General features: G+C 56.8%; 19 protein-coding genes and 1 pseudogene. 13 read left to right on the top strand and 7 right to left on the bottom strand.

Features of this window, described 5'->3' with window-relative positions:
- Window positions 1–205: 205 nt before the first annotated feature.
- From ACW9JC_RS18870 to ACW9JC_RS18860, 3 genes are all read right to left on the bottom strand, one after another.
- Complete coding sequence (locus ACW9JC_RS18870) at window positions 206–718, bottom strand: hypothetical protein (protein ID WP_457456762.1); 513 nt, start codon at window positions 716–718, stop codon at window positions 206–208.
- Between the two features lie 187 nt (window positions 719–905).
- Complete coding sequence (locus tag ACW9JC_RS18865) at window positions 906–1,571, bottom strand: DUF3313 domain-containing protein (RefSeq protein WP_457456760.1); 666 nt, start codon at window positions 1,569–1,571, stop codon at window positions 906–908.
- 97 nt (window positions 1,572–1,668) lie between these two features.
- Complete coding sequence (locus ACW9JC_RS18860; protein WP_457456758.1) at window positions 1,669–3,582, bottom strand: alkyl/aryl-sulfatase; 1,914 nt, start codon at window positions 3,580–3,582, stop codon at window positions 1,669–1,671.
- Window positions 3,583–3,981: 399 nt separating this feature from the next.
- Here ACW9JC_RS18860 and ACW9JC_RS18855 point away from each other — a divergent pair, with 399 nt between their 5' ends.
- A complete protein-coding gene (locus tag ACW9JC_RS18855) occupies window positions 3,982–5,412 on the top strand; it encodes an IS1182 family transposase (RefSeq protein WP_457456756.1) in 1,431 nt (476 codons plus the stop codon).
- Window positions 5,413–5,854: 442 nt separating this feature from the next.
- Here the strand turns inward: ACW9JC_RS18855 and ACW9JC_RS18850 are convergent, their stop codons facing one another.
- The 3 genes from ACW9JC_RS18850 to ACW9JC_RS18840 all read right to left on the bottom strand — a co-directional run bounded on the left by ACW9JC_RS18850 (window position 5,855) and on the right by ACW9JC_RS18840 (window position 9,108).
- Window positions 5,855–7,150 carry an OprD family porin gene (locus tag ACW9JC_RS18850; protein ID WP_457456754.1) on the bottom strand — a complete coding sequence of 432 codons (1,296 nt, stop codon included), beginning with the start codon at window positions 7,148–7,150 and terminating at the stop codon, window positions 5,855–5,857.
- A 131-nt stretch (window positions 7,151–7,281) separates the two neighbouring features.
- A complete protein-coding gene (locus tag ACW9JC_RS18845) occupies window positions 7,282–7,737 on the bottom strand; it encodes a type II 3-dehydroquinate dehydratase (protein WP_457456752.1) in 456 nt (151 codons plus the stop codon).
- 15 nt (window positions 7,738–7,752) lie between these two features.
- Window positions 7,753–9,108 (bottom strand): MFS transporter, encoded by a 1,356-nt coding sequence (locus ACW9JC_RS18840; protein ID WP_457456750.1) that lies wholly within the window; start codon window positions 9,106–9,108, stop codon window positions 7,753–7,755.
- Window positions 9,109–9,274: 166 nt separating this feature from the next.
- Between ACW9JC_RS18840 and ACW9JC_RS18835 the strand changes: the two genes are divergently transcribed.
- From ACW9JC_RS18835 to ACW9JC_RS18790, 10 genes are all read left to right on the top strand, one after another.
- Window positions 9,275–10,159: a LysR family transcriptional regulator gene (locus tag ACW9JC_RS18835; protein WP_457456748.1), complete on the top strand. Its 885-nt coding sequence runs from the start codon at window positions 9,275–9,277 to the stop codon at window positions 10,157–10,159.
- A 77-nt stretch (window positions 10,160–10,236) separates the two neighbouring features.
- Window positions 10,237–11,628 (top strand): MFS transporter, encoded by a 1,392-nt coding sequence (locus tag ACW9JC_RS18830; protein ID WP_457456746.1) that lies wholly within the window; start codon window positions 10,237–10,239, stop codon window positions 11,626–11,628.
- Between the two features lie 291 nt (window positions 11,629–11,919).
- Window positions 11,920–12,696 carry a transporter substrate-binding domain-containing protein gene (locus tag ACW9JC_RS18825; RefSeq protein WP_457456744.1) on the top strand — a complete coding sequence of 259 codons (777 nt, stop codon included), beginning with the start codon at window positions 11,920–11,922 and terminating at the stop codon, window positions 12,694–12,696.
- Window positions 12,697–12,760: 64 nt separating this feature from the next.
- Window positions 12,761–13,438, top strand: coding sequence for an amino acid ABC transporter permease (locus ACW9JC_RS18820; protein ID WP_223506469.1), 678 nt, complete (start codon window positions 12,761–12,763; stop codon window positions 13,436–13,438).
- Window positions 13,435–14,169, top strand: a complete 735-nt coding sequence (locus tag ACW9JC_RS18815; RefSeq protein WP_317846735.1) for an amino acid ABC transporter ATP-binding protein — start codon at window positions 13,435–13,437, stop codon at window positions 14,167–14,169. Before ACW9JC_RS18820 ends, ACW9JC_RS18815 begins: the two co-directional genes overlap by 4 nt.
- Before the next feature lie 20 nt (window positions 14,170–14,189).
- Complete coding sequence (locus tag ACW9JC_RS18810; RefSeq protein ID WP_457456741.1) at window positions 14,190–15,425, top strand: cysteine desulfurase-like protein; 1,236 nt, start codon at window positions 14,190–14,192, stop codon at window positions 15,423–15,425.
- A gap of 36 nt (window positions 15,426–15,461) precedes the next feature.
- On the top strand, window positions 15,462–16,331 hold the full coding sequence (locus tag ACW9JC_RS18805; RefSeq protein ID WP_223506467.1) for a MurR/RpiR family transcriptional regulator: 870 nt from the start codon (window positions 15,462–15,464) through the stop codon (window positions 16,329–16,331).
- A 54-nt stretch (window positions 16,332–16,385) separates the two neighbouring features.
- Window positions 16,386–17,282, top strand: a complete 897-nt coding sequence (locus ACW9JC_RS18800; RefSeq protein ID WP_457456739.1) for an allantoinase PuuE — start codon at window positions 16,386–16,388, stop codon at window positions 17,280–17,282.
- 57 nt (window positions 17,283–17,339) lie between these two features.
- Window positions 17,340–18,776, top strand: a complete 1,437-nt coding sequence (hydA, locus tag ACW9JC_RS18795; RefSeq protein ID WP_457456737.1) for a dihydropyrimidinase — start codon at window positions 17,340–17,342, stop codon at window positions 18,774–18,776.
- Window positions 18,773–19,519, top strand: a complete 747-nt coding sequence (locus ACW9JC_RS18790; RefSeq protein ID WP_457456735.1) for a fumarylacetoacetate hydrolase family protein — start codon at window positions 18,773–18,775, stop codon at window positions 19,517–19,519. The genes hydA and ACW9JC_RS18790 overlap by 4 nt, the downstream gene beginning before the upstream one ends.
- 201 nt (window positions 19,520–19,720) lie before the next feature.
- On the opposite strand, the gene ACW9JC_RS18785 is transcribed toward ACW9JC_RS18790, so the two are convergent.
- Window positions 19,721–20,671 (bottom strand): enoyl-CoA hydratase/isomerase family protein, encoded by a 951-nt coding sequence (locus ACW9JC_RS18785; RefSeq protein ID WP_457456733.1) that lies wholly within the window; start codon window positions 20,669–20,671, stop codon window positions 19,721–19,723.
- Between the two features lie 394 nt (window positions 20,672–21,065).
- Here ACW9JC_RS18785 and ACW9JC_RS18780 point away from each other — a divergent pair.
- Window positions 21,066–21,164 (top strand): annotated as a pseudogene (locus ACW9JC_RS18780) (integrase); the annotation flags it as partial.
- Window positions 21,165–21,316: 152 nt separating this feature from the next.
- Window positions 21,317–22,465, top strand: a complete 1,149-nt coding sequence (locus ACW9JC_RS18775) for an aldose epimerase family protein (protein ID WP_457456731.1) — start codon at window positions 21,317–21,319, stop codon at window positions 22,463–22,465.
- The last annotated feature ends 233 nt before the right edge of the window (window positions 22,466–22,698 follow it).

Genomic DNA, 22,698 nt, shown 5'->3' with positions numbered 1-22,698 from the left:
AACTTGCGTCCGAGCCTCACCTTCAATAAATCGCTTCATGATCGTCCCCACCACGATCTAGACGATCAGAAGATTAGACAATCACAGGCGTTTTCACACAGCCTGGACCCAACGCGGACGGAGGTGGCAGCCAACATTCAGCCGAATGCTGTATGTCTTAGTCTGCGAATATTGGACGAGTTTAGTTCCGGATACTGTTCGGACTTCAGTTTATAGGTGGAGGAAGTGGCCCCAAGAACATTTTTTTCAAGCGATCATGCCCCAAGGCACGTGACAGTTCCGAAATGACGCAATACATGAATATCAACGTAATGAGCAAAATCTGCACTGCCCAGAATTGCGGCCAGTTCATGTTGGTCCATAGCTGGGCGTTCGCATCCATGAAGCTGTGTGCTTCTTTCCAGTATTCGTACAGCCGTTCCAGGTAATGAACGACAAGCGCGACCAGGGCATACATGAGCGTCTTCCAGGTGACGTTCCAGATCAACGGTTTTTCCGGAAAACGGTTGATGAAGGGCAACATGTCCGCAACCAATACAGATTTGCCGAGCACCAGGGATGCTATCAGCACCGATGCGGACACCGGCATCGAAATACCTGTGCCCTTGATCATGAGCGCACGAATGAAGGCGACTATGTGCAGGATGATAAAAAAGAACAAGGTGGGCGGGATTGCCTTGAGGGCTTCTTCTTTTATCGTGTGCAGGACAGCTTTCATATTGATCCCCTGAGAAAGTACGGCGGAAAGTTTCGCTTCCTGATGCGAGGCCTTCTGGCACGAAGGAAAGGTCAAACGCCTGGTTGTCCAAGGGGAATCGACCAAGAGGACTGCGCTTGTTTCAGCCTGACTGCGTCATGCCTCGCAGTGAGCTTACGTAAGGCAATCCTGTTGGCTGTTCAGAGTACTACTTGGTTTTAAGCTCTTTGTACGATTTGACGATGTCTTGGGCCCAGATATCGAGTACTCCCCTGAAGTCTTTGGCTTGCACGACTTCTGAGGAGTTTGCCAGTTCAGCCCCTGAGCCCTTGCGAACCACTTGGGCCACTACCTTATTGTCGCCACCATCGATAAATGCCGCTTCAGTGGCGAGAGTGGTGTCTTGGTCGCGAATGCCGGCCGCCGCACTGACACCGGCGGCAACCAAGGCAATCGGAATGATCTCGTAGGGTTGCAGGCCCTTGGTTTTGGCACTGACGGCCGTGATGGCCGGACGCACGACCAGCACACCTGGGCCCGGGCCAGTCGCCAATGGAAGCTCTCTGGCAAAGGCATTTTTCAAGGCTTCATCGTAGAACTGCGTAATACCATTAAGGGCACTTTGCGGGATTTTCTCGGTTGGTTGTGGTGGTGGATACAGCTGGCTATGTTCGACAAAAACGCTGGTGTAGCGGTTCGCGTCCACATCCGGGTCGATCCAGCGCATGACGGGTTCGCCCGACGGTGACTTTTCCTCTTTGAGAGCGCTGTAATCTTTGAGAAACCCCGAGTAGTGGTCAGGATCAACATAAGGGCTGGCACAAGCGGCGAGTGCCAGGGTCAATACACATGCTGCGAGCGGTTTGATCTGCATAAAAGCTCCAGAGTGATTGCTTGAAGCGAAACACCTTCGACGGCATCAAGTATGACGGCAACGCCTTCTGACGTTGCCGTCTGCTGAAATTGACGCGTTACGGCGTCACGATGTTGAACCAGAAGTCGAAGTTGTCCATGTAAGACACCAACTCCTCCAGCTTGCCTTGTGCTCCGTCGATTTTGATGTCACCCGAGGCCAGCGCATCCTTCAGCGTGGTCTCTTTCAACACGATCTTGTTCAACGTGTCGCGGGTCAGGGTTACCTTCGCATCGGCATCCTTGGCTTCAACGCCTTCGGTGTGGTTGAGCACGCCATTTTCCATCTCTACCGAATACTTCTGTTTCAGATCGGTGAAATCGAAGTTGAGCGATAGACGTTTGCCTTCGGCTTTTGGCCCATCCAAACGCATGGCCAGGAAGTCAAAGAACAAGTCCAGATCCATGGCGCGCACGGTATCCGGGCTGGCAGTGTCAGGTGTCGGCAGTTTCATCACACCTTCGCGCAGCTCCTTGGCGCCGGTGAGGTAGAAGTTACGCCATGGCCCACTTTCGGCCTGGTAACCCAGTTGCTCCAAGGCATCCGCTTGCATGTTCTTGGCTGCCTGGTTGCTTGGATTGGCGAACACCACATGATTAACGACTTCGGCGACCCAGCGGAACTCGCCCTTGTCGAAGTACTCCTTGGCTTTCTTGAGAACAGCCTCTTCGCCTCCCATCATTTCGACATAATGCTTGCCACCTTCCTCCGGTGGCAGCTCGTTCAACTGCGCCGGGTTACCGGTAAACCAGCCCAGGTACAAAACGTAGGTGGCCTTGACGTTGTGATTCACCGAACCGTAATAGCCACGGTTGGAGAACTTGTTGGCGATCTCTTTGGGCAGTTTGAACTGCTCGGCGATCTCGACCATGGTGTAACCCTTGTTGATCATCCGCAGGGTTTCGTCGTTGATATAGCGGTACATGTCGCGCTGGGAGGACAGTTGCTCGCGCACTTCCTTATTACCCCAGACTGGCCAGTGGTGCATGGCATACATCACCTGGACATCGTCGCCCCACAGCTTGAGCGCCTCGTTGAGGTATTTTGACCAAGGCAACGGTTCGCGGATCTTCGCGCCGCGCAACGAATAGGTGTTGTGCAGGGTGTGGGTTGAGTCTTCGGCGGTGTTGAGCGCTTTCTTTTCCTTGATGTAATAGAGCATTTCGGCCGGCGCTTCACTGCCCGGCGCATACAGGAACTGGTAGGTCAGGCCGTCAATGACATGGGTTTCGCCAGTGGTCTTGATGATGTCGGTTGGGGGGATCAGTGTCACGGTGCCCGCTGAGGTCGTGGTGCCCAGGCCGGCACCCAACTGACCAGTCGGAGCAGGAGGCAGCAGGTTGCCGTACATGTAGCTGGCGCGGCGACTCATGGCCGTGCCTGCCATGACGTTTTCGGCTACCGCATGCTCGATGAATCCAAGGGGGGCATAAACCTTCACCTTGCCGGCTTTCACATCTTCTTCATTGATTACGCCGCGCACACCACCGTAGTGGTCAACGTGACTGTGGGTGTAAATCACCGCCACGACGGGCTTTTTCGGCCGATGCTGATAATAGAGATCGAGTGCCGCCTTGGCGGTTTCGGCGGAAATCAGCGGATCGAAGATGGTGATCCCATCCTTACCCTCGACGATGGTCATGTTCGACAGGTCGTAGTTGCGAACCTGATAAATACCATCAGTAACCTCGAACAGGCCTGAAATATTGATCAGCTGCGACTGCCGCCAGAGGCTGGGGTTGGTGGTGTCCGGAGCCTCTTCACCTTCCTTGATGAAGGAGTATTTCGCCGGGTCCCAGATCACATTGCCCGACGCGCCCTTGATGACGGTCGACGGCAGCGGCGCAATGAAGCCTTTATGCGCGAGCTGGAAGGATGTCTTGTCGTTGAACGGCAATTCCTTGAGCAAGGCATTGTTGGCGGCCTTGGTTGCCTCCGAAGCGGGTTTTGCTTTCTCTGCATCGGCTGCCACTGCCTGGGTTGCAAGAGCGATGGCCACTACGAGCGAGCAAAGGGTTCCCGCTAATTTGAAGGGGCGCCATTCATCGTGACAACCGGTTAGCGACTTCGACTGTATTTCATAAGTCATCTTCAAGTTCCCTCTAGTAGCAATGCGCCACACCACTTCGGTAATAGCGGGTTCAACTAAAACTAGTAGGGATCGAGAAAATTTCGAGTATTACAGTTTGTGTCAGACAATAAGTTGCGAAATGAACGGGCCGCTATAAGTTGTACAGGTGGCCATCTCTCAGCGGCTAACTGCTGGCGATAAAAGACATGGGCGGAGCGTCCGCTTTTGGCCCAGAGTGTGTAAAAACACCTTCGCGAACCCTTGCTATGATTTCTGAGGATTTCATCGCAGGGATCGCCCATGAAGCGCTTTATCCAAGGTGAACATCGAGGCCAAGGCACCTTACTTCCCGAGAGCCTCGACGACTACGTCAGCGATACCAATCCGGTGCGCGTAGTCGACGTTTTTGTCGACGAACTCAACCTGGTTTCCTTGGGTTTTGACGGTGCTATTCCGGCTGGCACAGGCCGTCCCGCTTACCACCCCGCGATCCTGTTGAAGATATACATCTACGGCTATCTCAACCGCATCCAGTCGAGCCGACGCCTGGAGCGAGAAGCTCAACGCAACGTCGAGCTGATGTGGTTGACCGGGCGTTTGATGCCGGATTTCAAGACCATCGCCAACTTCCGAAAAGACAACAGCAAGGCCATTCGAGGCGTCTGTCGCCAGTTCGTTGTGCTCTGTCAGCAGTTGGGACTGTTCGGAGAAAATCTGGTCGCCATCGATGGCAGTAAATTCAAAGCAGTCAACAACCGCGACCGCAATTTCACCAGCGCCAAACTGAAGCGGCGAATGGAAGAAATTGAATCGAGCATCAACCGTTACCTGACAGCACTCGATGCTGCCGATCGGCAAGAGCCAACAGCCTCCGAGCCCAGCGCCGTGCGGCTGGAGGAGAAAATTGCCAAGCTGAAGACGCAAATGAAAGAGCTTAAAGCGATCGAAATCCAGCTCAACGAATCGCCGGATAAACAGGTCTCACTGACCGATCCAGACGCCCGCTCCATGATGACGCGCGGCACGGGAATAGTCGGCTACAACGTGCAAACAGCGGTCGACACCCAGAACCATTTGATCGTTGCTCATGAGGTCACCAACTTCGGTTCCGACCGAGATCAACTCAGCTCGATGGTGAAGCAGGCTCGCGATGCCATGGCGTCCGAAACGCTGGCGGTGGTAGCTGACCGAGGTTACTTCAAGAGTGAAGAAATCCTTGCCTGTCACGACGCGGACATCACTGCCTACGTGCCAAAGCCGATGACTTCAAGCGCCAAGGCGGATGGTCGATTCAACAAAGATGCGTTCGTTTATGACGCGACGAAAAACGAATACATCTGCCCGGCTGGAGAGGCGCTTCCTTGGCGCTTCTCCAGTATTGAGAAAGGCATGAATATGCACTGTTATTGGAGTTCGAAATGCCAGGGTTGCGCGCTGAAAACACAGTGCACGCCGAGCAAAAATCGTCGAGTAAGGCGCTGGGAACATGAAACGGTGCTGGAGGAAATGCAGCGTCGGTTGAACGATGCACCGGACATGATGCGAATCCGAAAAAGGACAGTTGAGCATCCCTTCGGGACGCTCAAACAATGGATGGGCTCAACGCATTTCCTGACGCGTAAACTGGTTGGGGTAAGCGCTGAGATGAGTCTGAATGTACTCGCCTACAACATGAAGCGAGTTATGAGCATTATCGGTACAGCAAGCTTGCTGAAGGCGATGGCGGCGTAAAGTCTCGGTTTTCTCTGCCCCAGAAGGGCTCAACCGCTACATAACCGCTTTGGAACGTCAGTAATGCTTATCACGGAAAACGCTTGGGCAATCGCATCGCCCAGGAACGCCTGAATGACGCACTCGATATACGAAAGCGTTTTTACACACTCTGGGCCGATCGCTGCCTGTCACTACAGACGGCAATCGACCCAAAGTGAACAACACAGAACTGCGTTGGTCACAGTGCCTAGCCCGTCCCGGTTCAGGGCTTTTGCGATACTGACGGATAGCCACTCAGGCTCCTCCAGAAATCAGTCTTGTCTAGGCGTTCGATCTTTTGGCGTGAAGAGTTAACGTAATGGGGACTCGACAAATCAATTTGTCTACGTCCCCACATTCAGATCACGCGGGTTCCATCGCCATCCACTGGCTGTGGGGCAACGTAACGATGTGATTCGAATTACAGCAATGAAATCGGATAGCTGATGAACAGCCGGTTCTCGTCAAATTCGTTGGTGCTGAAGTCTCTTCGGATACTCGAGTTGCGCCATTTGACGCTCAGGTTTTTCAGGGCGCCAGACTGAATCACATAAGCGAGTTCAGATTCGCGGCCCCATTCCTTGCCGTCCGTGATAGCGCCAGTGTGCACGTTATCGCCGCTCAAGTAGCGGTTCATCATCGTCAGTCCAGGGACACCGACGGTTGCGAAGTTGAAGTCGTGACGAACCTGCCAGGAGCGTTCCTGTGCGTTATCGAAACTGGAGTTGTAGCTGTCGTTCGCCAACGTGCCGCCACTGGCACCATTAACCCGCATCCACGCGGTATCGCCGGTGAGCTTTTGCAAGCCGACAAAAAAGGTGTTGCCGCCAAGTTTTGCGGAGAACAAGCCGAAAGCAGTCTTGTTGTCCATATCGCCGGCCAGGCTGGCACCGTTTTCCTTGCCAATGAAGTAGCCCATGTTGGCGCCGAGTGTCCAGTCGCCTACCGGTTGGCTGTGATTGAGGCTGAAGTACTGTTGCTGGTAGATGTCTTGAAGTTCGTCGTACCACAGTCCAACTGTGGTGCGCTTTTCGTTGAACGTGTATTCACCGCCGCCGAAGTTGAATCGGTCAGAGGTGAACGCCGCTTTGCCGTTCATGGACATGTCTTCCATGCTGGCGTCGTTACGCGGGCTGTTCTGCCTGATTTGGCCGCCGTACAACGTCAAACCGCCGATCTCCTGGGAGGTGATCTGCGCACCACGAAAGGTCTGCGGCAACGAACGGCCATCGTCTGAACGGAGAATCGGCAACGTGCTGACCCATTCGCCGACTTTCACCACCGTTTTTGAAACCTTGGCCTTGGCGGCAACGCCTAGCCGTCCAAAGTTGTCCGCCGGACGCCCATCGTCATGGATCGGCAACAGTTGCGTGCCGCCCGTGCCTTTGCCCCCGTCGAGTTTCTGCGAGTAAAGCCCCAGTACATCAACGCCGAACCCTATCGGACCTTGGGTATAGCCGGAACGGGCGTCGAGGATAAAGTTTTGCGTCCACTCTTCAGCTTTGCCTTGTGGTGCGGCTGGACTAGGGTAGGCGGGATTGACGAAGTTGCGGTTGATGTAAGCGTTGCGCAGGTTGAGCGTGCTGGTAGCGCCCTCGATAAAGCCGCTATTTTCATCGGCATGAACGGCGGTTGCCACGCCGGCACCGAGTGCCGCTGTCAAGCCGATCAGTGCGTAATGCGCGGGAACGTTACGGCGAAAAACAGAGTGATGCATGAGGGGTATCTCGCTGTGAATTATTATTTTTTTGGCGTTTTTTTGTAGTTGGCGACTGAATTTCAGGCGCAGGCGGCCTTGGCAAGCATCTGCCGAGGGACCGCCGAGTCAGCGTTGAGCGAAGAGGGGTGTTAGCTGTTGGTTACTTGACGACGCAGCAAGTCGTCGATGGCCCTGATTGCCAGCGGATAACCGTCGGCGCCCATGCCGCAGATCACCGCATTGACCGCGCCAGACATGATGGAGTGGCGATGCAGTTCATCCCGTGCATGAATGTTCGACAGATGCAGTTCAATCAGCGGGGTGCTGAGCAACTTCAGGGCATCGAGCACCGGAATCGAATGAAACGACAAGCCGGCCGGGTTGATGATCAAGGCTGCGCCTTGCTCGAAGGCCTCTTGAATCCAGTCGACCATCACGCCTTCGTGGTTGGTCTGGCGAAAGTCGCAGACCAGGTCAAGTTCCTCGGCCAGCCGTTCACTGCGTTGACGAATCTGATCGAGCGTAGTGTGGCCATAGATGTGCGGCTCACGACGACCCAGCAGGTTCAAGTTAGGGCCGTTAAGGATGAAGACGGTGCGGTTCATGATCGTCCTGTTGCGTTATTTGGAAAGAAGGGCTGGAGCGGCAGTCGTGTCCGCGTCAGGTGCTGCGACGGCGTTCAAGTCGATGCCGCGGGTTTCTGGACCGATGAGAATCATGGCCAGCGAGATCAGGTTGATCACGGCGCACAGCGTCACCAGAGGCCACGGCGAGTTATTCGACTGGCTCATCAGGTAAACCGCGATCATTGGCATCGGACCGCCAATCACCAGGTTGGCGCCGGTATAGGCCAGTGCCGAACCCGAGTAACGCACCTGGGTCGGGAAGGCTTCGGCAAATGCCACTGGCTGGATGCCGCTTTGAAACTGGGTGAAGCCCAAAAACAGCCCCATGATTGCCATGATGGCGGCGACGTTCAGCGTGTTTAGGATTGGGAAGTAGACGAACAGGATCAGCAAGGTCATGCACGAACCAAACGCCAGCGCCTTTTTACGCCCCCAACGATCCGACAGATAACCACCAGCCAGTGCACCGAAGATTGCGCACATGTTCGCCACCATCAGCGACATGAAGCCCGTCGACTGGCTGAAGCCCAAGTGCTTGGTCAGGTAGCTGAGGGAGAAAATCACGATCAGGTAGAACAGCGCAGCGGGCGAGCAGAAGAAAAACATCAGGCGCAGGATGGTTTTGTAGTGGCTGCCCACTGCGGATTTGAGCGGACTTTTTTCCTGCTTCACCGGGGTCTTTTTCAGCGCGACGAAGGCTGGGGTTTCATCGACTTTGAGGCGGATGTAGATCGCAACCACCACCAGTACGAAACTCAGCAGGAAGGGGATTCGCCAGCCGAAGCTTTCAAACTGCTCGCTTGAAAGGGTTGCTGCCAGGCCCATCAACACACCGTTGGCCAATATCTGACTCAGCGGTGAGCACAAGCCGAGCAAGCCGGAGTAGCGCCCGCGGCGATCAGGTGCGGCGTGCTCCAGGGCCATCAGCTGCGCCCCGGTGGACTCACCGCCCAAGGCGAAGCCCTGAATGATCCGCAGCAGTACCAACAGGATCGGCGCCCATATTCCCACCTGACCATAAGTCGGCAGCAGCCCCATCAGCACTGAGGCCAGACCCATCAGGGTGACGGTGGCGAGCATCAGGTTGCGGCGGCCCAGTTTGTCGCCGAGGTAGCCACACGTAATGGCGCCCAATGGGCGAGCGGCGAGGCCCACACCGAAGGTTGCCAGCGAGGCGAGCAAGCCGGCAGTCGGCTCCATGGCCGGGAAAAACAGTTTGGGCAGAATGGTCGCAGACACCGCGCCATACAGGGTGAAGTCAAACCATTCCAGGGCAGTGCCAATGGTCGCGGCGGTCACCGCTTTGCGAGGCATGCGCAAATCATGAGTCTCGTGACTGGTTGTGCTCATTGAGGTGCTCGTCATTGTTTTTATGGTTACGGGTTACCCATACGATTCCGTTCAGGCATAGGCGCGGGCAGGAAGCGTCGAAGTGAGTAGACATTAGCGCATCCCCTGCGCAGAATAATTATCGAAATCAGAACAAATAGATAAGCTGACCTTATAGGTAGGGTTCATGGAACTGCGCCATCTGAAAGCCTTTGTTGTCGCCGCCGACCTGCAGCACTTCAGCCGGGCAGCTGAAAAAGTGGGAATTGCACAACCGGCGCTGAGCCAATTGATGCGTACGCTTGAGTCCGAACTGGGGCTGGCATTGTTCCGTCGGGAAAACCGGGGCGTCGCGTTGACCGCGGCCGGCGAGGCGTTTTTGCCCCATGCGCGGCAGTCCATCGAGTCCAGCGAACTGGCGATTGCCGCCGCACGGCGCGCCCGGCGCGGTGAAGTGGGCGAGATCAACATCGGCTACCACTCAGCGTTGTTCGAGGCCAACCTGCCGCAATTGCTGCGGCATTACTTCAGCACGTTCCCCGAAGTCAAAGTGTCGCTGGTGGACGCGGGGATCCGCGCGCAGTTCGATATGCTGCTGGACCACAAACTCGACCTGGCCTTTGCCAGGGTGTTCAAGGATCACCTGCCGGACCGTCTGCGCACCCATCATTTCAGTCAATCGAGGCTGGTTTTGCTGATCCCGGACAACCATGAACTGGCGGACAGTTTCACCGGAGAACTGGCGACGCTGCGCCACGAGAAATTTGTGTTTTTGCAGGACAGTGCCGGCATCGGCCTGACTTCGCACACCCTTCAGGCGTGCCGGCAAAACCAGCTGCACCCCGAGAACATCATGTATGTGCCGTCGCTGATGAGCATCCCCGGGTTGGTGGCTGCGGGTATCGGCCTGAGCATCGTGCCGGAAGCGATGACCCGGTTGACCATGCCCGGCATCCGGATTGTGCCGCTGGCCCAGTCGGAAATGATCAGTGAACTGTCGCTGATTTCACGTATCGATGAGCGTTCCAGTGCGGTGCTGCACTTCATTGAGGAGGCGCATGGATGGGGATGATCGCTATCCGTCTGATGATGCGCGCCTCTGTCGATAGTAAAGTGGCGGTCGAAGTCTTGACTCGACAGGGATGACCTATGTCTCAACGCCGTTCGATGTGGATTGCCCTGTTGGTCGCCGTCACGTTTTTCATGGAGAACCTTGACGCCACGGTGATCGCCACTGCGTTGCCGGACATGGCCAAAACGTTTGGCGTGCCAGTGGTTGATGTGAACATCGGGATGAGCGTCTACATGCTCGCCGTGGCGGTGTTCATCCCCATCAGCGGCTGGTTGGCGGATCGCTTTGGCTCACGGCTGGTATTCAGTTCAGCGATCGTGCTGTTCAGCCTGTCTTCGCTGATGTGCGCATTGAGTGGCAGCCTGGAAACCTTTGTCGCCGCCCGCGTGCTGCAAGGGATCAGCGGCGCGATGATGGTCCCGGTCGGGCGACTGGCCGTGCTTCGCACCACCGAAAAGAAGGACCTCGTGCGGGCGATATCCTTTATTACCTGGCCCGGTCTGGTGGCGCCGGTGCTCGGTCCGCCCTTGGGTGGCTTCATCGTTACCCACGCTTCCTGGCCGTGGATCTTCTACCTCAATCTGCCGTTGGGCGTGCTGGCGTTGGTGGCCGCGCTCTTCCTGATTCCCAAGCGGGAACAGGTCGTTCCCCGAACCTTTGATTTCAGTGGTTTTCTACTGGCTGGCAGCGCCAGTGCAGCGCTGCTGTTTGGCGTAGAGATGCTGGGGCAAGGCCACGCCAATTTGCTCCACGCGCTGTTACTCAGTGGTGCAGGTGTGGTGCTCGGTGTCCTGGCCTGGCGGCATATGCGCCGACATGCGCAGCCGTTGCTGGCGCTGGGTGTTTTAGGCATCCGTACCTTCAGCGTGTGCCTGTGCGGCGGCTCGATTTTCCGGATCGCCATCAGCGCCTTACCGTTTCTCCTGCCGCTGATGTTTCAACTGGCCTTCGGTCTTTCCGCTTTGGATGCGGGCTTGTTGGTGCTGGCAGTCTTTGCAGGCAATCTGGCCATGAAACCGTTCACCACGGCAGTGATGCAACGCTGGGGTTTTCGCCCGGTGTTGATGGTCAATGGTGTCCTGGGTGTAATGGCGATTGCGGCCTGTGCCTTGCTCGATGAGCAGATGAGCAGGGCGCTTGTCCTGATGATTCTGTTTGTCGGTGGCTTGTCCCGCTCGATGCAGTTCACCGCTTTCAACACGTTGGGTTTTGCGGACGTGCCCAAGGAGCAGATGAGCGATGCTTCAACTTTGTTCAGCATGTTCTTCCAGCTGAGCATGGCGATGGGGGTTGCCGTGGGCGCGCTGCTGTTGCGCATGGCCATGAGCATCCATGGCAATACCGGGCAAGCAGCGACGGGGGACTTTCAGCTGGCGTTCCTGTGTGTGGCGGCGATTGGTGCGATCGCATTGCTGGACAACCTGCGATTGCCGCCGAAGGCGGGTGAGTCGGTTTTGCAGCGTGCATGAGAAAGCGCTGTTCACTTTTTGCGTTTAATGTCGCCCTTCGTGTTGTGAGTGACGGCTAAGGGCCGTTTTCTGCCTGCCGCGAAGTCTGTTGCGCGCGGCAACCTTGGTCTGTTCTGACCGTACCTAGCCCTTTTGACGCGATGCTGGAGGAAAACTGCGCTCCGTCATGGAGCAAATAATTCATAGATAAACGGTATTGAAATAATTACTTCACTGGATTAGTCTCAATTCCACGTTGTACGAGATCAACCGCTGTTAGCACCTACAAAATTCAAACAATCGGGAGCAAACATGAAAGCGAAAGTGATGTTGGGATTGTTAATGACGGCCGCAGTTTCACTGCCAGCCTGGGCCGCGGACTGGACCGTAGGTGCTAACGTTGGCAACGTTCCCTGGGAGTTTCAGGACTCCAAAGGTGAGTTTGTCGGCTTTGAAGTCGATGTTGTAAAAGAGGTGGCCAAACGCGCCGGAAAAAGCGTCGAGTTCGTCAATATTCCCTTCAATGGCCTGTTCAGCGCCGTGCAATCCAAGCGTGTTGAAATCGCTATCTCATCAATCACCATTACCCCGAAACGCCTGGAGTCGGTAGCGTTTGCGCAGCCTTACTTCGACAGCGACCAGTCACTCACCGCACTGACCACTTCCAAGGTCAAGAGCCTGGCCGACATGAAAGACAAGGTGGTTGGCGTCGACACTGGCTCGACCGGCGACATGTGGATCGGCCAACACAAGGACGAGTACAAGTTCGCCGATGTTTCGCGCTACGAAGGACTCTCTCCGGCCATGCTCGATTTGGCTTCGGGGCGAATCGATGGCTACCTCAGCGACATTCCGGCAGTGCTCTACTACATCAAGGACAAACCGCAGTATTCCATCGTGGCGCGTATTCCCACCGGTGAGCGTTACTCGCTGATGCACGCCAAAGGCTGGGCGATGAGCGACCAGGTCAACGACATCATCAGCAAGATGAAAGAAGACGGCACGCTTGGGAAAATCCACAAACAGTGGTTCGGCACCGACGCCGATAAAGATTCGAGCACCATGAAAGTGACCGCTGTCCTCAAGTAAGCCCTGCCGATAATGCGTGAAAGTGGCGACACCCGTTCGCCACTTGTATTGACCGAGGTATCCCATGGATCTTTTGCAGACATTCTTCAACTGGAACGTGCTCGTCGATTCGCTTCCGCTGATGATGCGTGGTCTGGGCGTGACCATTTTGCTTGGGGTGGTGAGCATCGCCCTGGGCCTGGTGGGAGGCCTTTTGCTGGCGTTGCTGCGGTTGTACTCCTACACACCCGTTCGAGCGCTCGCACGAATCTACATCGATATCATGCGCTCCATTCCATTGCTGGTTTTGCTGGTACTCATCTATTACGCGCTGCCTTTTGTCGGCATCCGGCTGTCTTCTTTTGCGGCCGCCGCCAGTGCGCTCTCGCTTGTCTCCTGCGCCTATAGTGCGGAAATTTTTCGGTCGGGCATTGAGGCCATTCCCCGTGGCCAATTCGAAGCATCGGCTTCTCAAGGCATGAGCTTTTTCAACACCATGCGCGACGTTGTTTTGCCGCAAGCCATTCGCATCGTAATGCCGCCCATGACCAGCAACTGCATCAACGTGATGAAAGACACCGCGCTTGCCTCGGTGGTAGCGATGCCTGATTTGCTGAAGCAGGCAACCCAGGCGCAGGCACTGGCCGCCAACCCGACTCCGCTGGTAGGGGCTGCCTTGCTGTACCTGTTGTTGCTGTTGCCGCTGGTGCAAATGGTCAGCTGGGTTGAACGTCGTAACGCTTCTGGAGGTAAAACCGCATGAGCACGTTGATCGACATCGAAAAGCTCGACAAGTACTACGGCAACTTCAAAGCGTTGAGCGATATCAATCTGCAGGTCGAAGAAGGTGAAGTGGTGGTCATTCTTGGCCCCTCCGGTTCGGGTAAATCGACCTTGATCCGTTGCATCAATCTGCTTGAGAACTACCAGCAAGGCCACATCCGTGTGGCGGGCGAGCGTGTTGAAAACGGTCCGCGACTGGCCGCCATCCGCAGCGAAGTGGGCATGGTGTTTCAGAGTTTCAATCTCTATCCGCACCTCACTGTTCTCGACAACGTGTCGCTGGCGCCGATCCGTGTTCGTGGTCTGAGCCGGCGTGATGCGCATGCCAGGGCCAAGGAGCTATTGGTGAAGGTCGGCATGGGCGATCACGCGCACAAATACCCGAGTCAATTGTCTGGCGGCCAACAGCAGCGTGTTGCCATTGCCCGTACCATGGCGATGGAACCTCGCGCGATTCTGTTCGATGAACCGACTTCAGCGCTGGACCCGGAAATGGTTGGAGAGGTACTCGATGTCATGCAAAACCTCGCTCGCTCCGGCGTCACGATGGTCGTGGTCACTCATGAAATGGGCTTCGCTCGTCGGGTCGCCGACCGGGTGATCTTCATGGAAAGCGGGCGCATCGTTGAACAGAACATCCCTGAACCGTTTTTTACCGCACCTCGGGAACCTCGCACACAAGCGTTCCTGCAGGCCATCTTGCATCATTGAATCCGGCTGGAGAAAGTAGAGTGAAATCTCTCGATATTGATTACGTTCGCAAGCAATTTCCAGGTCTGGCCGATGGCTATGCCTACATGGATAACGCCGGGGGTTCGATGGTGTTGAGCACCGTAGCGGAGCGGGTCGTTGATTACATGCTCAACAGCAGCGTGCAATTGGGCGCTTCCTATCAACCTTCCGTCGACGCTGGGGCGCGAGTGATGCAGGCGCGTCATTCGGTGATGCAGTTGATCAACGCCGAGCATCCTGAAGAAGTGATCATGGGCGGTTCGACCACCCACTTGTTGCAAATACTGTGTCGTGCCATCGCCCCGTCAATCGTTCCGGGCGATGAAATCATCGTGACCAATTGCGATCACGAGGCGAATATCGGCCCTTGGGTCAAGCTTTGCGAAAGCCGCGGTGCGACCCTGCGCGTTTGGCAGGTCAACCAGAATAGTTGCGAGCTGGAACTGGATGACCTGCAGGTTTTGCTCAATGACAAAACCCGTTATGTGACCATGACCCACACCTCGAATATTCTCGGCTCGATCAATCCAGTCGCCGAGGTTGCACGACGTGTGCACTCAGTGGGCGCCAAGCTGTGCGTGGACGCTGTTGCTTATGCGCCACACCGACTGGTTGATGTGCAGGCCAGCGGTGCCGACTTCTACGTCTACAGTTTCTACAAAACCTTCGGTCCACACTTTGCTGTGCTCTGGGGGCGTCGTTATCTGTTGCTGGAGTTGCCGAGTCTTAATCATTTCTTTATCGGCCAGGATGTGGTGCCTTACAAATTGCAGCCGGGTAACGTCAACTATGAGTTGTCCTTCGGTTGCATCGGCATCACCGATTACTTGCTCGACATCAGCACCCGGCTTGGAGTGCAAGGCAGCGAGCGCAAGTGCATGCAGGCCGCGTTTGATGCGTTCGAGGTACAGGAAGATCTGCTCGCCGAGCGTCTGCTGGCATTTTTGCGCCAGCGCGAGGGCGTTCGAATCATTGGCAAAGCGCATACCCGCAATCGAGTACCAACGATCAGTTTCGTGGTCGAGGGCGTTCAGTCCGAGGCTATTGTGCGCAAGGTCGATGAGCACCGGATCGGCATTCGCTATGGTGACTTTTATGCGCGGCGCCTTATCGAAGCCCTTGGGCTTGACCGGTTTGGCGGGGTAGTGCGGGTGTCGTTGGCGCATTACAACACGCTGGAAGAAGTCGACCGCCTCATCTCTGCGCTGGATCAAGCAATCACTGCGTTGCGTTGACAGGCACACACACTTCTAACTTTATGAGCCTTCATTATGGCCTTACCTGAAACCCTTGCAGAGCTGCGTGACTGTATAGCGGCCCAGCACGAACAACTGACCGGTCGCCTGCGTGATGCAGCCCGATTCCTGATCGACAACCCGCATGAGATCGCACTCAGCACGGTGGCCGAACTGGGTAAGCGTTCGAGCATCGCGCCTTCCGCTTATATTCGGCTGGCTCAGGCCCTTGGCTTTGCAGGGTTCAAGGATTTGCAGCGGTTGTTCCGCGCACCGCTGCAACAGGTTGCCGACACTCATAGCGAGCGCATTCGGCACTACGGCGGTGAGACGTTGCTAGAGGACCCGAGCGACGTCGGCGGGATTCTGCGTGAGTTCAGCCAGGCCAATATCGTTTCTCTGGAACACCTGGCCGAAGGCGGCGAACAGGCCAATATCGAAGCCGCCATCGGCCATCTGCAGGTCGCGCGCACCACCTTCGTCATCGGTATGCGCCGCGCCTTTCCGGTGGCGGCGTATCTGAGCTACGCGTTAAGTCGTGTGGGCCGGCGAACCGTGCACATCAGCGGTGCTGGCGGTACGTTGCCGGAGCAAATCAGCGCCATTGCCGATGATGATTTATTGATAGCCGTCAGCTTCCCGCCGTACGCCAATGACACCGTTGAGGCTTGTCGTCTGGCGCGGGCCGCAGGCGTGACGCTGGTAGCGATCACTGACAGCGTTCTGAGTCCTATCGGGCAGATGGCCGATACAGTAATCGAGGTCAACGACGCTGAATTACTGGGCTTTCGCTCGCTCACCGCTTCTTTCTGTATTGCGCAAACCCTGGCCATGGGACTGGCCTTCAGCGAGTGGCAATCGGACAGCACCTTTAGCCATGACCGGTTGAAAGAGATCGACTGCTAAGTCGCGACTTTCGCCACGTACTTATTTAACCAGTCACTTCAGGAGAATATCCCGATGGTTTCACCTGCACGCGATTTAGTGGGTTACGGTAGACAACGCCCGAAAGGTACCTGGCCGAATGGCGCACGTTTGGCCATCAGCCTGGTGATCAACTACGAAGAAGGCTCCGAACGCTCGCTCGCCATGGGCGACCCGGACCAGGAATCCATGACCGAATGGGGCAGCTATTCAATACCCGACGGCACACGCAATCTGGCGATGGAGTCGATGTACGAGTACGGGTCTCGCGTCGGCATCTGGCGAATCCTGGATATTCTCGACCAGCAATCGGTTCGTGCGACTTTTCATGCTTGCGCAGTAGCCTTTGAGCAGAACCCTGATGTGGCACGCGCTGCCGTTGCAGGTGGTCATGAAATTTGCAGTCACGGTTATCGCTGGGAGGAAGTGTTTCGCCTGACTGAAGAGCAAGAGCGTGAACACATGCGTTTGGCCATCGAGTCATTCGAACGCACCTGCGGCAAGCGTCCCGTTGGCTGGTATTGCCGGTATGGCGCCAGCGTCAATACCCGTCGGCTGGTCGCTGAAGAGGGCGGTTTTCTCTACGATTCCGATGCCTACAACGACGATGTTCCCTACTTTGTCGAGGTCGAGGGTAAGCGTCATCTCGTGGTGCCTTACACCGCCGACGTGAACGATTTCCGCTACTGGAATTCTCCTGGGCTTTCGCAAGCATCGGATTTTCTCGAGTACATGAAAGAAAGCTTTGAGGTCCTCTATGAGGAGTCGGCTGAAGGACCACGCATGATGTCGATCGGGCTGCACCCACGCATGGTGGGCCGCCCCGGGCGTGTAAGGGCGATCAAGCAATTCATCGAGTATGCCAAGCAACACGGCGGAGTATGGTTTGCTACGCGCGAAGAAATCGCCCGTGCCTGGCTTGAGCGAACTTGATTGAAGACACGCGCCGCGTGATCGGCGCGGGCCGGTTACTTCTGGAAGAGACCTGATATGCAACCTTTTGATACGGTGATTCGCAACGCCCGCGTGGTAACCGCCGCGGACACATTCACCAGCGATATCGGTATTCGTGATGGGCGCATCGTTTCCCTTGGCCTGGACCTGCCGCAGGGTCACCAGGAAATCGACGCGGCAGGCCGGCATGTCACCCCCGGAGGCATCGACAGCCATGTGCATCTCGACCAGCCGACGGGCGACGGCTCGGTGATGGCTGATGACTTCTTCAGCGGCACGGTCTCGGCGGCCTGCGGTGGCACCACCACCGTCATCCCGTTCGCCTGCCAGCAGAAGGGCGAAAGCCTGCGCGCTGCCGTCGATGACTACCATCGTCGGGCCGGTAACAAGCCGGTGATCGATTATGCCTTCCATCTGATCGTCACCGACCCCACCCCGCAGGTCCTGCGTGAAGAACTGCCGGCCTTGATTGCTGAAGGCTATACATCGTTCAAGATCTACATGACCTACGATGCGCTGAAGCTGGGCGACCGGGAGATTCTCGAGACGTTGTCGGTCGCGCGCCGTGAGGGCGCCATGGTGATGCTCCACGCCGAGAACAGCGATTGCATCGCCTGGCTTACCGAGCGACTACTGGCGGCCGGGCTGACTGCGCCGCGCTACCATGCCGCGTCGCGGCCGATGCTGGTGGAGCGCGAAGCGACCCATCGTGCCATCGCCCTTGCCGAACTGGTGGACGTGCCGATCCTGATCGTGCACGTCTCGGGTCGCGAGGCCGTGGAGCAGATTCGCTGGGCCCAGAGCCAGGGGTTGAAGGTGTACGCCGAAACCTGCCCGCAGTATTTGTTCCTGACCGCCGACTCGCTGGGGTGTGACGACAGCTTCGAAGGTGCCAAGTGCGTCTGCAGCCCGCCGCCGCGCGATGCCGCAAACCAGCAAGTGATCTGGGATGGCCTGGAGAACGGCTCGTTCGAGATTTTCTCGTCAGACCACGCTCCCTTTCGCTTCGGTGGCCCGGATGGCAAGAAGGCCCACGGTGAAGAGGTGTCGTTCGACCAAATCGCCAACGGTATTCCCGGTGTCGAAACCCGCATGGCACTGCTCTGGTCCGAAGGCGTGCGCAGTGGGCGCATCACCCCGCAAAGCTTTGTTGCGCTGACCTCCACTAATGCCGCCAAGATGTATGGGTTGTATCCGCGCAAGGGCAGCATCGCAATTGGTGCTGATGCCGACCTGGTGATCTGGAACGAAGGTGAGCCGGTTCACCTGAACAACGAAATGCTGCACCACAACGTCGATTACACACCTTACGCCGGCATGACCCTGAGCGCCTGGCCGGCCATGACCTTGTCTCGCGGTGAGGTGGTCTGGGACGGCGAGCCGCGTGGTGAGGCTGGTCGCGGCCGCTTTCTGCCGTGCGAACGCCCGGCGCCCGCACAACTGCGCCGACGTAAGACCGAGTTGGATTTGTGAGTGCGATCACGCAGGTGGCCGCCAGCCTGATTCGTGGTTGGCGTGAGGGGCGCCAACAACCGTTGCCAACTTTGGAACTGGCTAGCGAAGCCGAAGCTTATGCCGTGCAGCACCAGGTAGCGGATGCCCTCGGCTGGTTCACCTGCGGGCCGCCAGCGGCCTGGAAACTGGGTGGCGCTCCGGGAGGGCTGATCAGCGCCGCCGGGGTACCGGCAATGGCGGTACACCCGTCGGGTTGGCAGGTTCCGCCGGGCGATGCCTTCGGTTTCGGGATCGAGGGTGAACTGATCGTGCGCCTGTCGCGCGACCTCGACCAGCACACTGATCTGGCCATGGCCTGTGCGGCGGTCGATGTGTGGATGCCGGGCATCGAACTGTGTGGCACGCGTTGGCTGCAGGGCGATCAGGCCGCGCCACTGCTTCGGCTGGCCGACCAGCAACTTAACCGCGCACTGGTACTCGGTGCACCGCAAACATTGAGGGAGATGCCGAATTGGTCAAGACAACAGGTGGCGTTGCGGGTGGCCGGAGAACCTGAGTTCGTCGGCGTTGGCAGCCATCCATTCGGTGAGCCGCTGAGTTCGCTGCCGTGGCTGGCGCGTCACGCTGCAGCGCAGGGCAGTCCCCTGCGAGCCGGCGACCTGGTGGCTTGTGGTAGCTGGACCGGTATTTACTGGGCGCCGGCCGGGGTGCAAGTGGAAGTTGAGTTTGCCGGGATAGGACGGGTTGCCTTGTCGACTTGATGCGGTTCAAAGGAACTTGGGTAGCGAGATGGCTTCTCCAGAGGGGCCTGAGGGAATGCCCAGAGGCAAGCCTCAAAGCCCACGCCTTTTAAGCAGGAGCAATGCGCCGGCTGGCTTCCAAAACTGAAATCGGCAACTTGAGTAAAGGGCTAAGCCTGGCCCAGCCCCGGTAAAATCAGCACTGTTGCAGTTATCCGCGCCTCAGTTTTTCTCGGCACTGACCTGGCCGGTATACTTGGGCAGGTTAATTTCCACATCAGCTTTTTGTTGCAGGCCTAGTTCCATAAGGCGGCCGATATGGTGTTGGGCGGCAGGGCGTCGAACAGAGTTGAGAAAAGCGGGCCATTCCTTCCCGATGTCTTCGTTTGAAGGGAGGGAAGCTACATTCACCAGCTCCTTGATCTCGCCCAGAGACTGCTTGTCGAAGGTGGCGATGCGGCGGGCCAGAGCATCGACGAAGCTGTTCAGTTCGCCTTCGGGGAAGCTGCGGTTAACGTAACCATAACGCTCGGCCAGCTTGCCGTCGATATCGTTACCGCTCAGCAAGACTTCTAATGCACGGCCGCGGCCGATAAGGCGTGGCAGGCGCGCCATCGGGCCTCCGCCTGGGACAAAGCCGGCGCCAATTTCAAATTGGGAAAGCACTGCCTTGTCGCTGGCAAAACGCATATCGCTGGCCAGCGCCAGTTCGCTGCCCACGCCGGAGGCGCGGCCGTTGATCATCGCGATGGAAACCACTGGGGACTTGCTCAGGCGTACCAACATGTCCGGAAGGGGCGGCAGGCCGGTCTTCCCGTTGGGCATTTCCAGGGTCCGCTCCAGGGGCTCCGCGAAGTCGTAGTGGGTTAGGAAAAAACCAGGCACCTTGCTTTCAAAGACCACCACCTTGAGTTTGCTGTCGCTTTCGATCGCGCTAATCACCTTCTCGAACTGGAAGGTAGAATCCGGGCCATATATGTTGAAAGGCGGGTTGTTGATCTGCACTCGCCAGTATTCGGGGCTGATCTTTTCAATGAGAAACTGGTTGGGGGAGGAGCTGGCAGATTTGGGGGGGCTGGCAGTGTCGGCAGCCAGGGCTTGACCAGCCATGGTGGTGCCGCCCAGCAGCATGCTAAAGGCGAGAGTGGCGCTTACGATACGGGGTAGTTTCATAACGGTGAACTCCAACTTAATGGAATGAACAGCGATGAATTGACCTGAACACTCTTCAGGATCACAAGCACCTGTTGATGCTCGACTTAGCAGTATGGTCAGCAGCAGCTCTTTGGCAAATTTAGGCGCGATTATCAGTGGCAGCAGTAGCGCAAGCTAGATTGGCCCCACCTGGCACAAGGCGACATGTTTCGCCCACCAAGATCCCGGTATTCATGGATCTATCAACACATGTCCACTTCAGCCTGGACTGCCGACCGTGCCAGACCACAGTCCGGTCATGCGCACGAAACCCACGTACATGTGTCGACCCCCGAAGGAACGGAGCAACGGGCACGCTTCTGCACGCCCTCATTAAATGGCAGGCCACAACAACAGCTCAAACGGGGATTCGCAGCAGCAGAAAACCCAGCACCCAGTGCAATTTGAAATCACTGAACAAACCCGAACGATTCTGGAGGCCTGGATGCGACAGGCCCACCTACGCAGCGAGTTTTTTTCCGATGCGGCGAGGCAAGGCAGCGCTACAGACGAGGCAAAAAAGTCATGCTTTTTGTTGGATATTTTCCGGCAAGCAGCTATAAATCTTCTCTTGTTGAGTATTTAGTATGACTAATTATTAAAAACAACAAAGGAAGGTCAACCATGCTTCAATCCCGACACTTGCTATCCGGCCTCGGACTGTCCCTGATAATCGCCACTCTCTCCGCCCAGGCTGCCGGCCTGTCTGCCGAACACAAAGCGTTCGGCAAGACCAATAACGGCGCGCCCGTCGAACAATACATATTGCGCAACAGCCATGGCATGCAAGCCACAGTCATTACCTATGGCGGGGTTCTGCAGTCATTGAAGGTGCCGGGAAAGGACGGCAAGGCCGAAGATATCGTGCTCGGCTTCGATGACGTTCAGGGTTATCAAAGTGGTACCGCGTACTTTGGCGCGACCATCGGCCGCTACGGCAATCGCCTGGCCAACGGTACGTTCGAACTGGACGGAAGACACTATCAAGTGCCGAAAAACGACGGCCCGAACTCGCTGCACGGCGGGCCGCTGGGTTTCGACAAACACGTGTGGAAAGCGCAACCGACCAAAAGCAAGGATTCGGTCGGCGTGACCCTGACTTACCTGTCAGTGGACGGTGAAATGGGCTTTCCAGGCAACCTGAAAACCGAGGTCACGTACAGCCTGACCGAGAACAACGAACTGCGGATCGACTACAAGGCATCGACCGATAAACCGACGGTGCTGAACCTGACCAACCACAGCTATTTCAACCTCGCCGGCGCCGGTAATGGTGATGTGCTGAAACAGGTCGCCACCCTGTACGCGTCGCAGTACACGCCGGTTAATGCCACGTTGATCCCCACCGGTGAACTGGCACCGGTCGCCAACACACCGATGGACTTCACCCAGCCCACCGCCATCGGCAAAAATATCAAGGCTGATCACCCGCAGCTGAAATTCGCTGAACCGAAACAGGGCGGTTTTGACTTCAACTGGGTGCTGGACGCCAAGGGCGATGTGAGCAAGCTCGCCGCTGATGTCAGCGACCCGCAATCGGGCCGCCGCTTGCAGCTCTACACCAGCGAACCGGGCGTGCAGTTCTACACCGGCAACTTCCTCGACGGCACGGTCAAGGGCAAGGCCGGCAAGATTTATCCGCATTGGGGCGCGTTCACGCTGGAGACTCAGCATTACCCGGATTCGCCGAACCAGCCGAACTTCCCTTCAACGCGACTGGACCCAGGCAAAACTTATACCCAGAGCGTTGTGCTGAAGTTTTCCGCCCCATAGCCCCCGAACTCTCGCCATACCACATAGCAGCTGTCGAGCCTGCGAGGCTGCGTCCGAGGACGCAGTCGTCGCTAGCCAGGCGGATGCTGTGGCCGATTGCTACATGCCGCGAAGGGCAGCAACCGACCCAGGCTGTGTGAAAACGCCAGTGTTTGTCTAACCTTCTGATCGTCGAGATCGTAGCGGGGGCGATCATGAAGCGATTTATTGAAGGTGAGGCTCGGACGCAAGTC

The organism is Pseudomonas sp. SDO5591_S426, assembly GCF_054070755.1.
This window is presented reverse-complemented; position numbering and strand designations above follow the sequence as displayed.

What these genes read in the sequence shown, in the direction of transcription:
- ACW9JC_RS18850 (WP_457456754.1), bottom strand. Translation starts at nt 7,150, where the DNA reads ATGCATCACTCTGTTTTTCGCCGTAACGTTCCCGCGCATTACGCACTG.
- ACW9JC_RS18815 (WP_317846735.1), top strand. Translation starts at nt 13,435, where the DNA reads ATGAGCACGTTGATCGACATCGAAAAGCTCGACAAGTACTACGGCAAC.
- hydA (WP_457456737.1), top strand. Translation starts at nt 17,340, where the DNA reads ATGCAACCTTTTGATACGGTGATTCGCAACGCCCGCGTGGTAACCGCC.
- ACW9JC_RS18830 (WP_457456746.1), top strand. Translation starts at nt 10,237, where the DNA reads ATGTCTCAACGCCGTTCGATGTGGATTGCCCTGTTGGTCGCCGTCACG.
- ACW9JC_RS18840 (WP_457456750.1), bottom strand. Translation starts at nt 9,108, where the DNA reads ATGAGCACAACCAGTCACGAGACTCATGATTTGCGCATGCCTCGCAAA.
- ACW9JC_RS18865 (WP_457456760.1), bottom strand. Translation starts at nt 1,571, where the DNA reads ATGCAGATCAAACCGCTCGCAGCATGTGTATTGACCCTGGCACTCGCC.
- ACW9JC_RS18805 (WP_223506467.1), top strand. Translation starts at nt 15,462, where the DNA reads ATGGCCTTACCTGAAACCCTTGCAGAGCTGCGTGACTGTATAGCGGCC.
- ACW9JC_RS18835 (WP_457456748.1), top strand. Translation starts at nt 9,275, where the DNA reads ATGGAACTGCGCCATCTGAAAGCCTTTGTTGTCGCCGCCGACCTGCAG.
- ACW9JC_RS18855 (WP_457456756.1), top strand. Translation starts at nt 3,982, where the DNA reads ATGAAGCGCTTTATCCAAGGTGAACATCGAGGCCAAGGCACCTTACTT.
- ACW9JC_RS18820 (WP_223506469.1), top strand. Translation starts at nt 12,761, where the DNA reads ATGGATCTTTTGCAGACATTCTTCAACTGGAACGTGCTCGTCGATTCG.
- ACW9JC_RS18845 (WP_457456752.1), bottom strand. Translation starts at nt 7,737, where the DNA reads ATGAACCGCACCGTCTTCATCCTTAACGGCCCTAACTTGAACCTGCTG.
- ACW9JC_RS18870 (WP_457456762.1), bottom strand. Translation starts at nt 718, where the DNA reads ATGAAAGCTGTCCTGCACACGATAAAAGAAGAAGCCCTCAAGGCAATC.
- ACW9JC_RS18800 (WP_457456739.1), top strand. Translation starts at nt 16,386, where the DNA reads ATGGTTTCACCTGCACGCGATTTAGTGGGTTACGGTAGACAACGCCCG.
- ACW9JC_RS18775 (WP_457456731.1), top strand. Translation starts at nt 21,317, where the DNA reads ATGCTTCAATCCCGACACTTGCTATCCGGCCTCGGACTGTCCCTGATA.
- ACW9JC_RS18785 (WP_457456733.1), bottom strand. Translation starts at nt 20,671, where the DNA reads ATGAAACTACCCCGTATCGTAAGCGCCACTCTCGCCTTTAGCATGCTG.
- ACW9JC_RS18825 (WP_457456744.1), top strand. Translation starts at nt 11,920, where the DNA reads ATGAAAGCGAAAGTGATGTTGGGATTGTTAATGACGGCCGCAGTTTCA.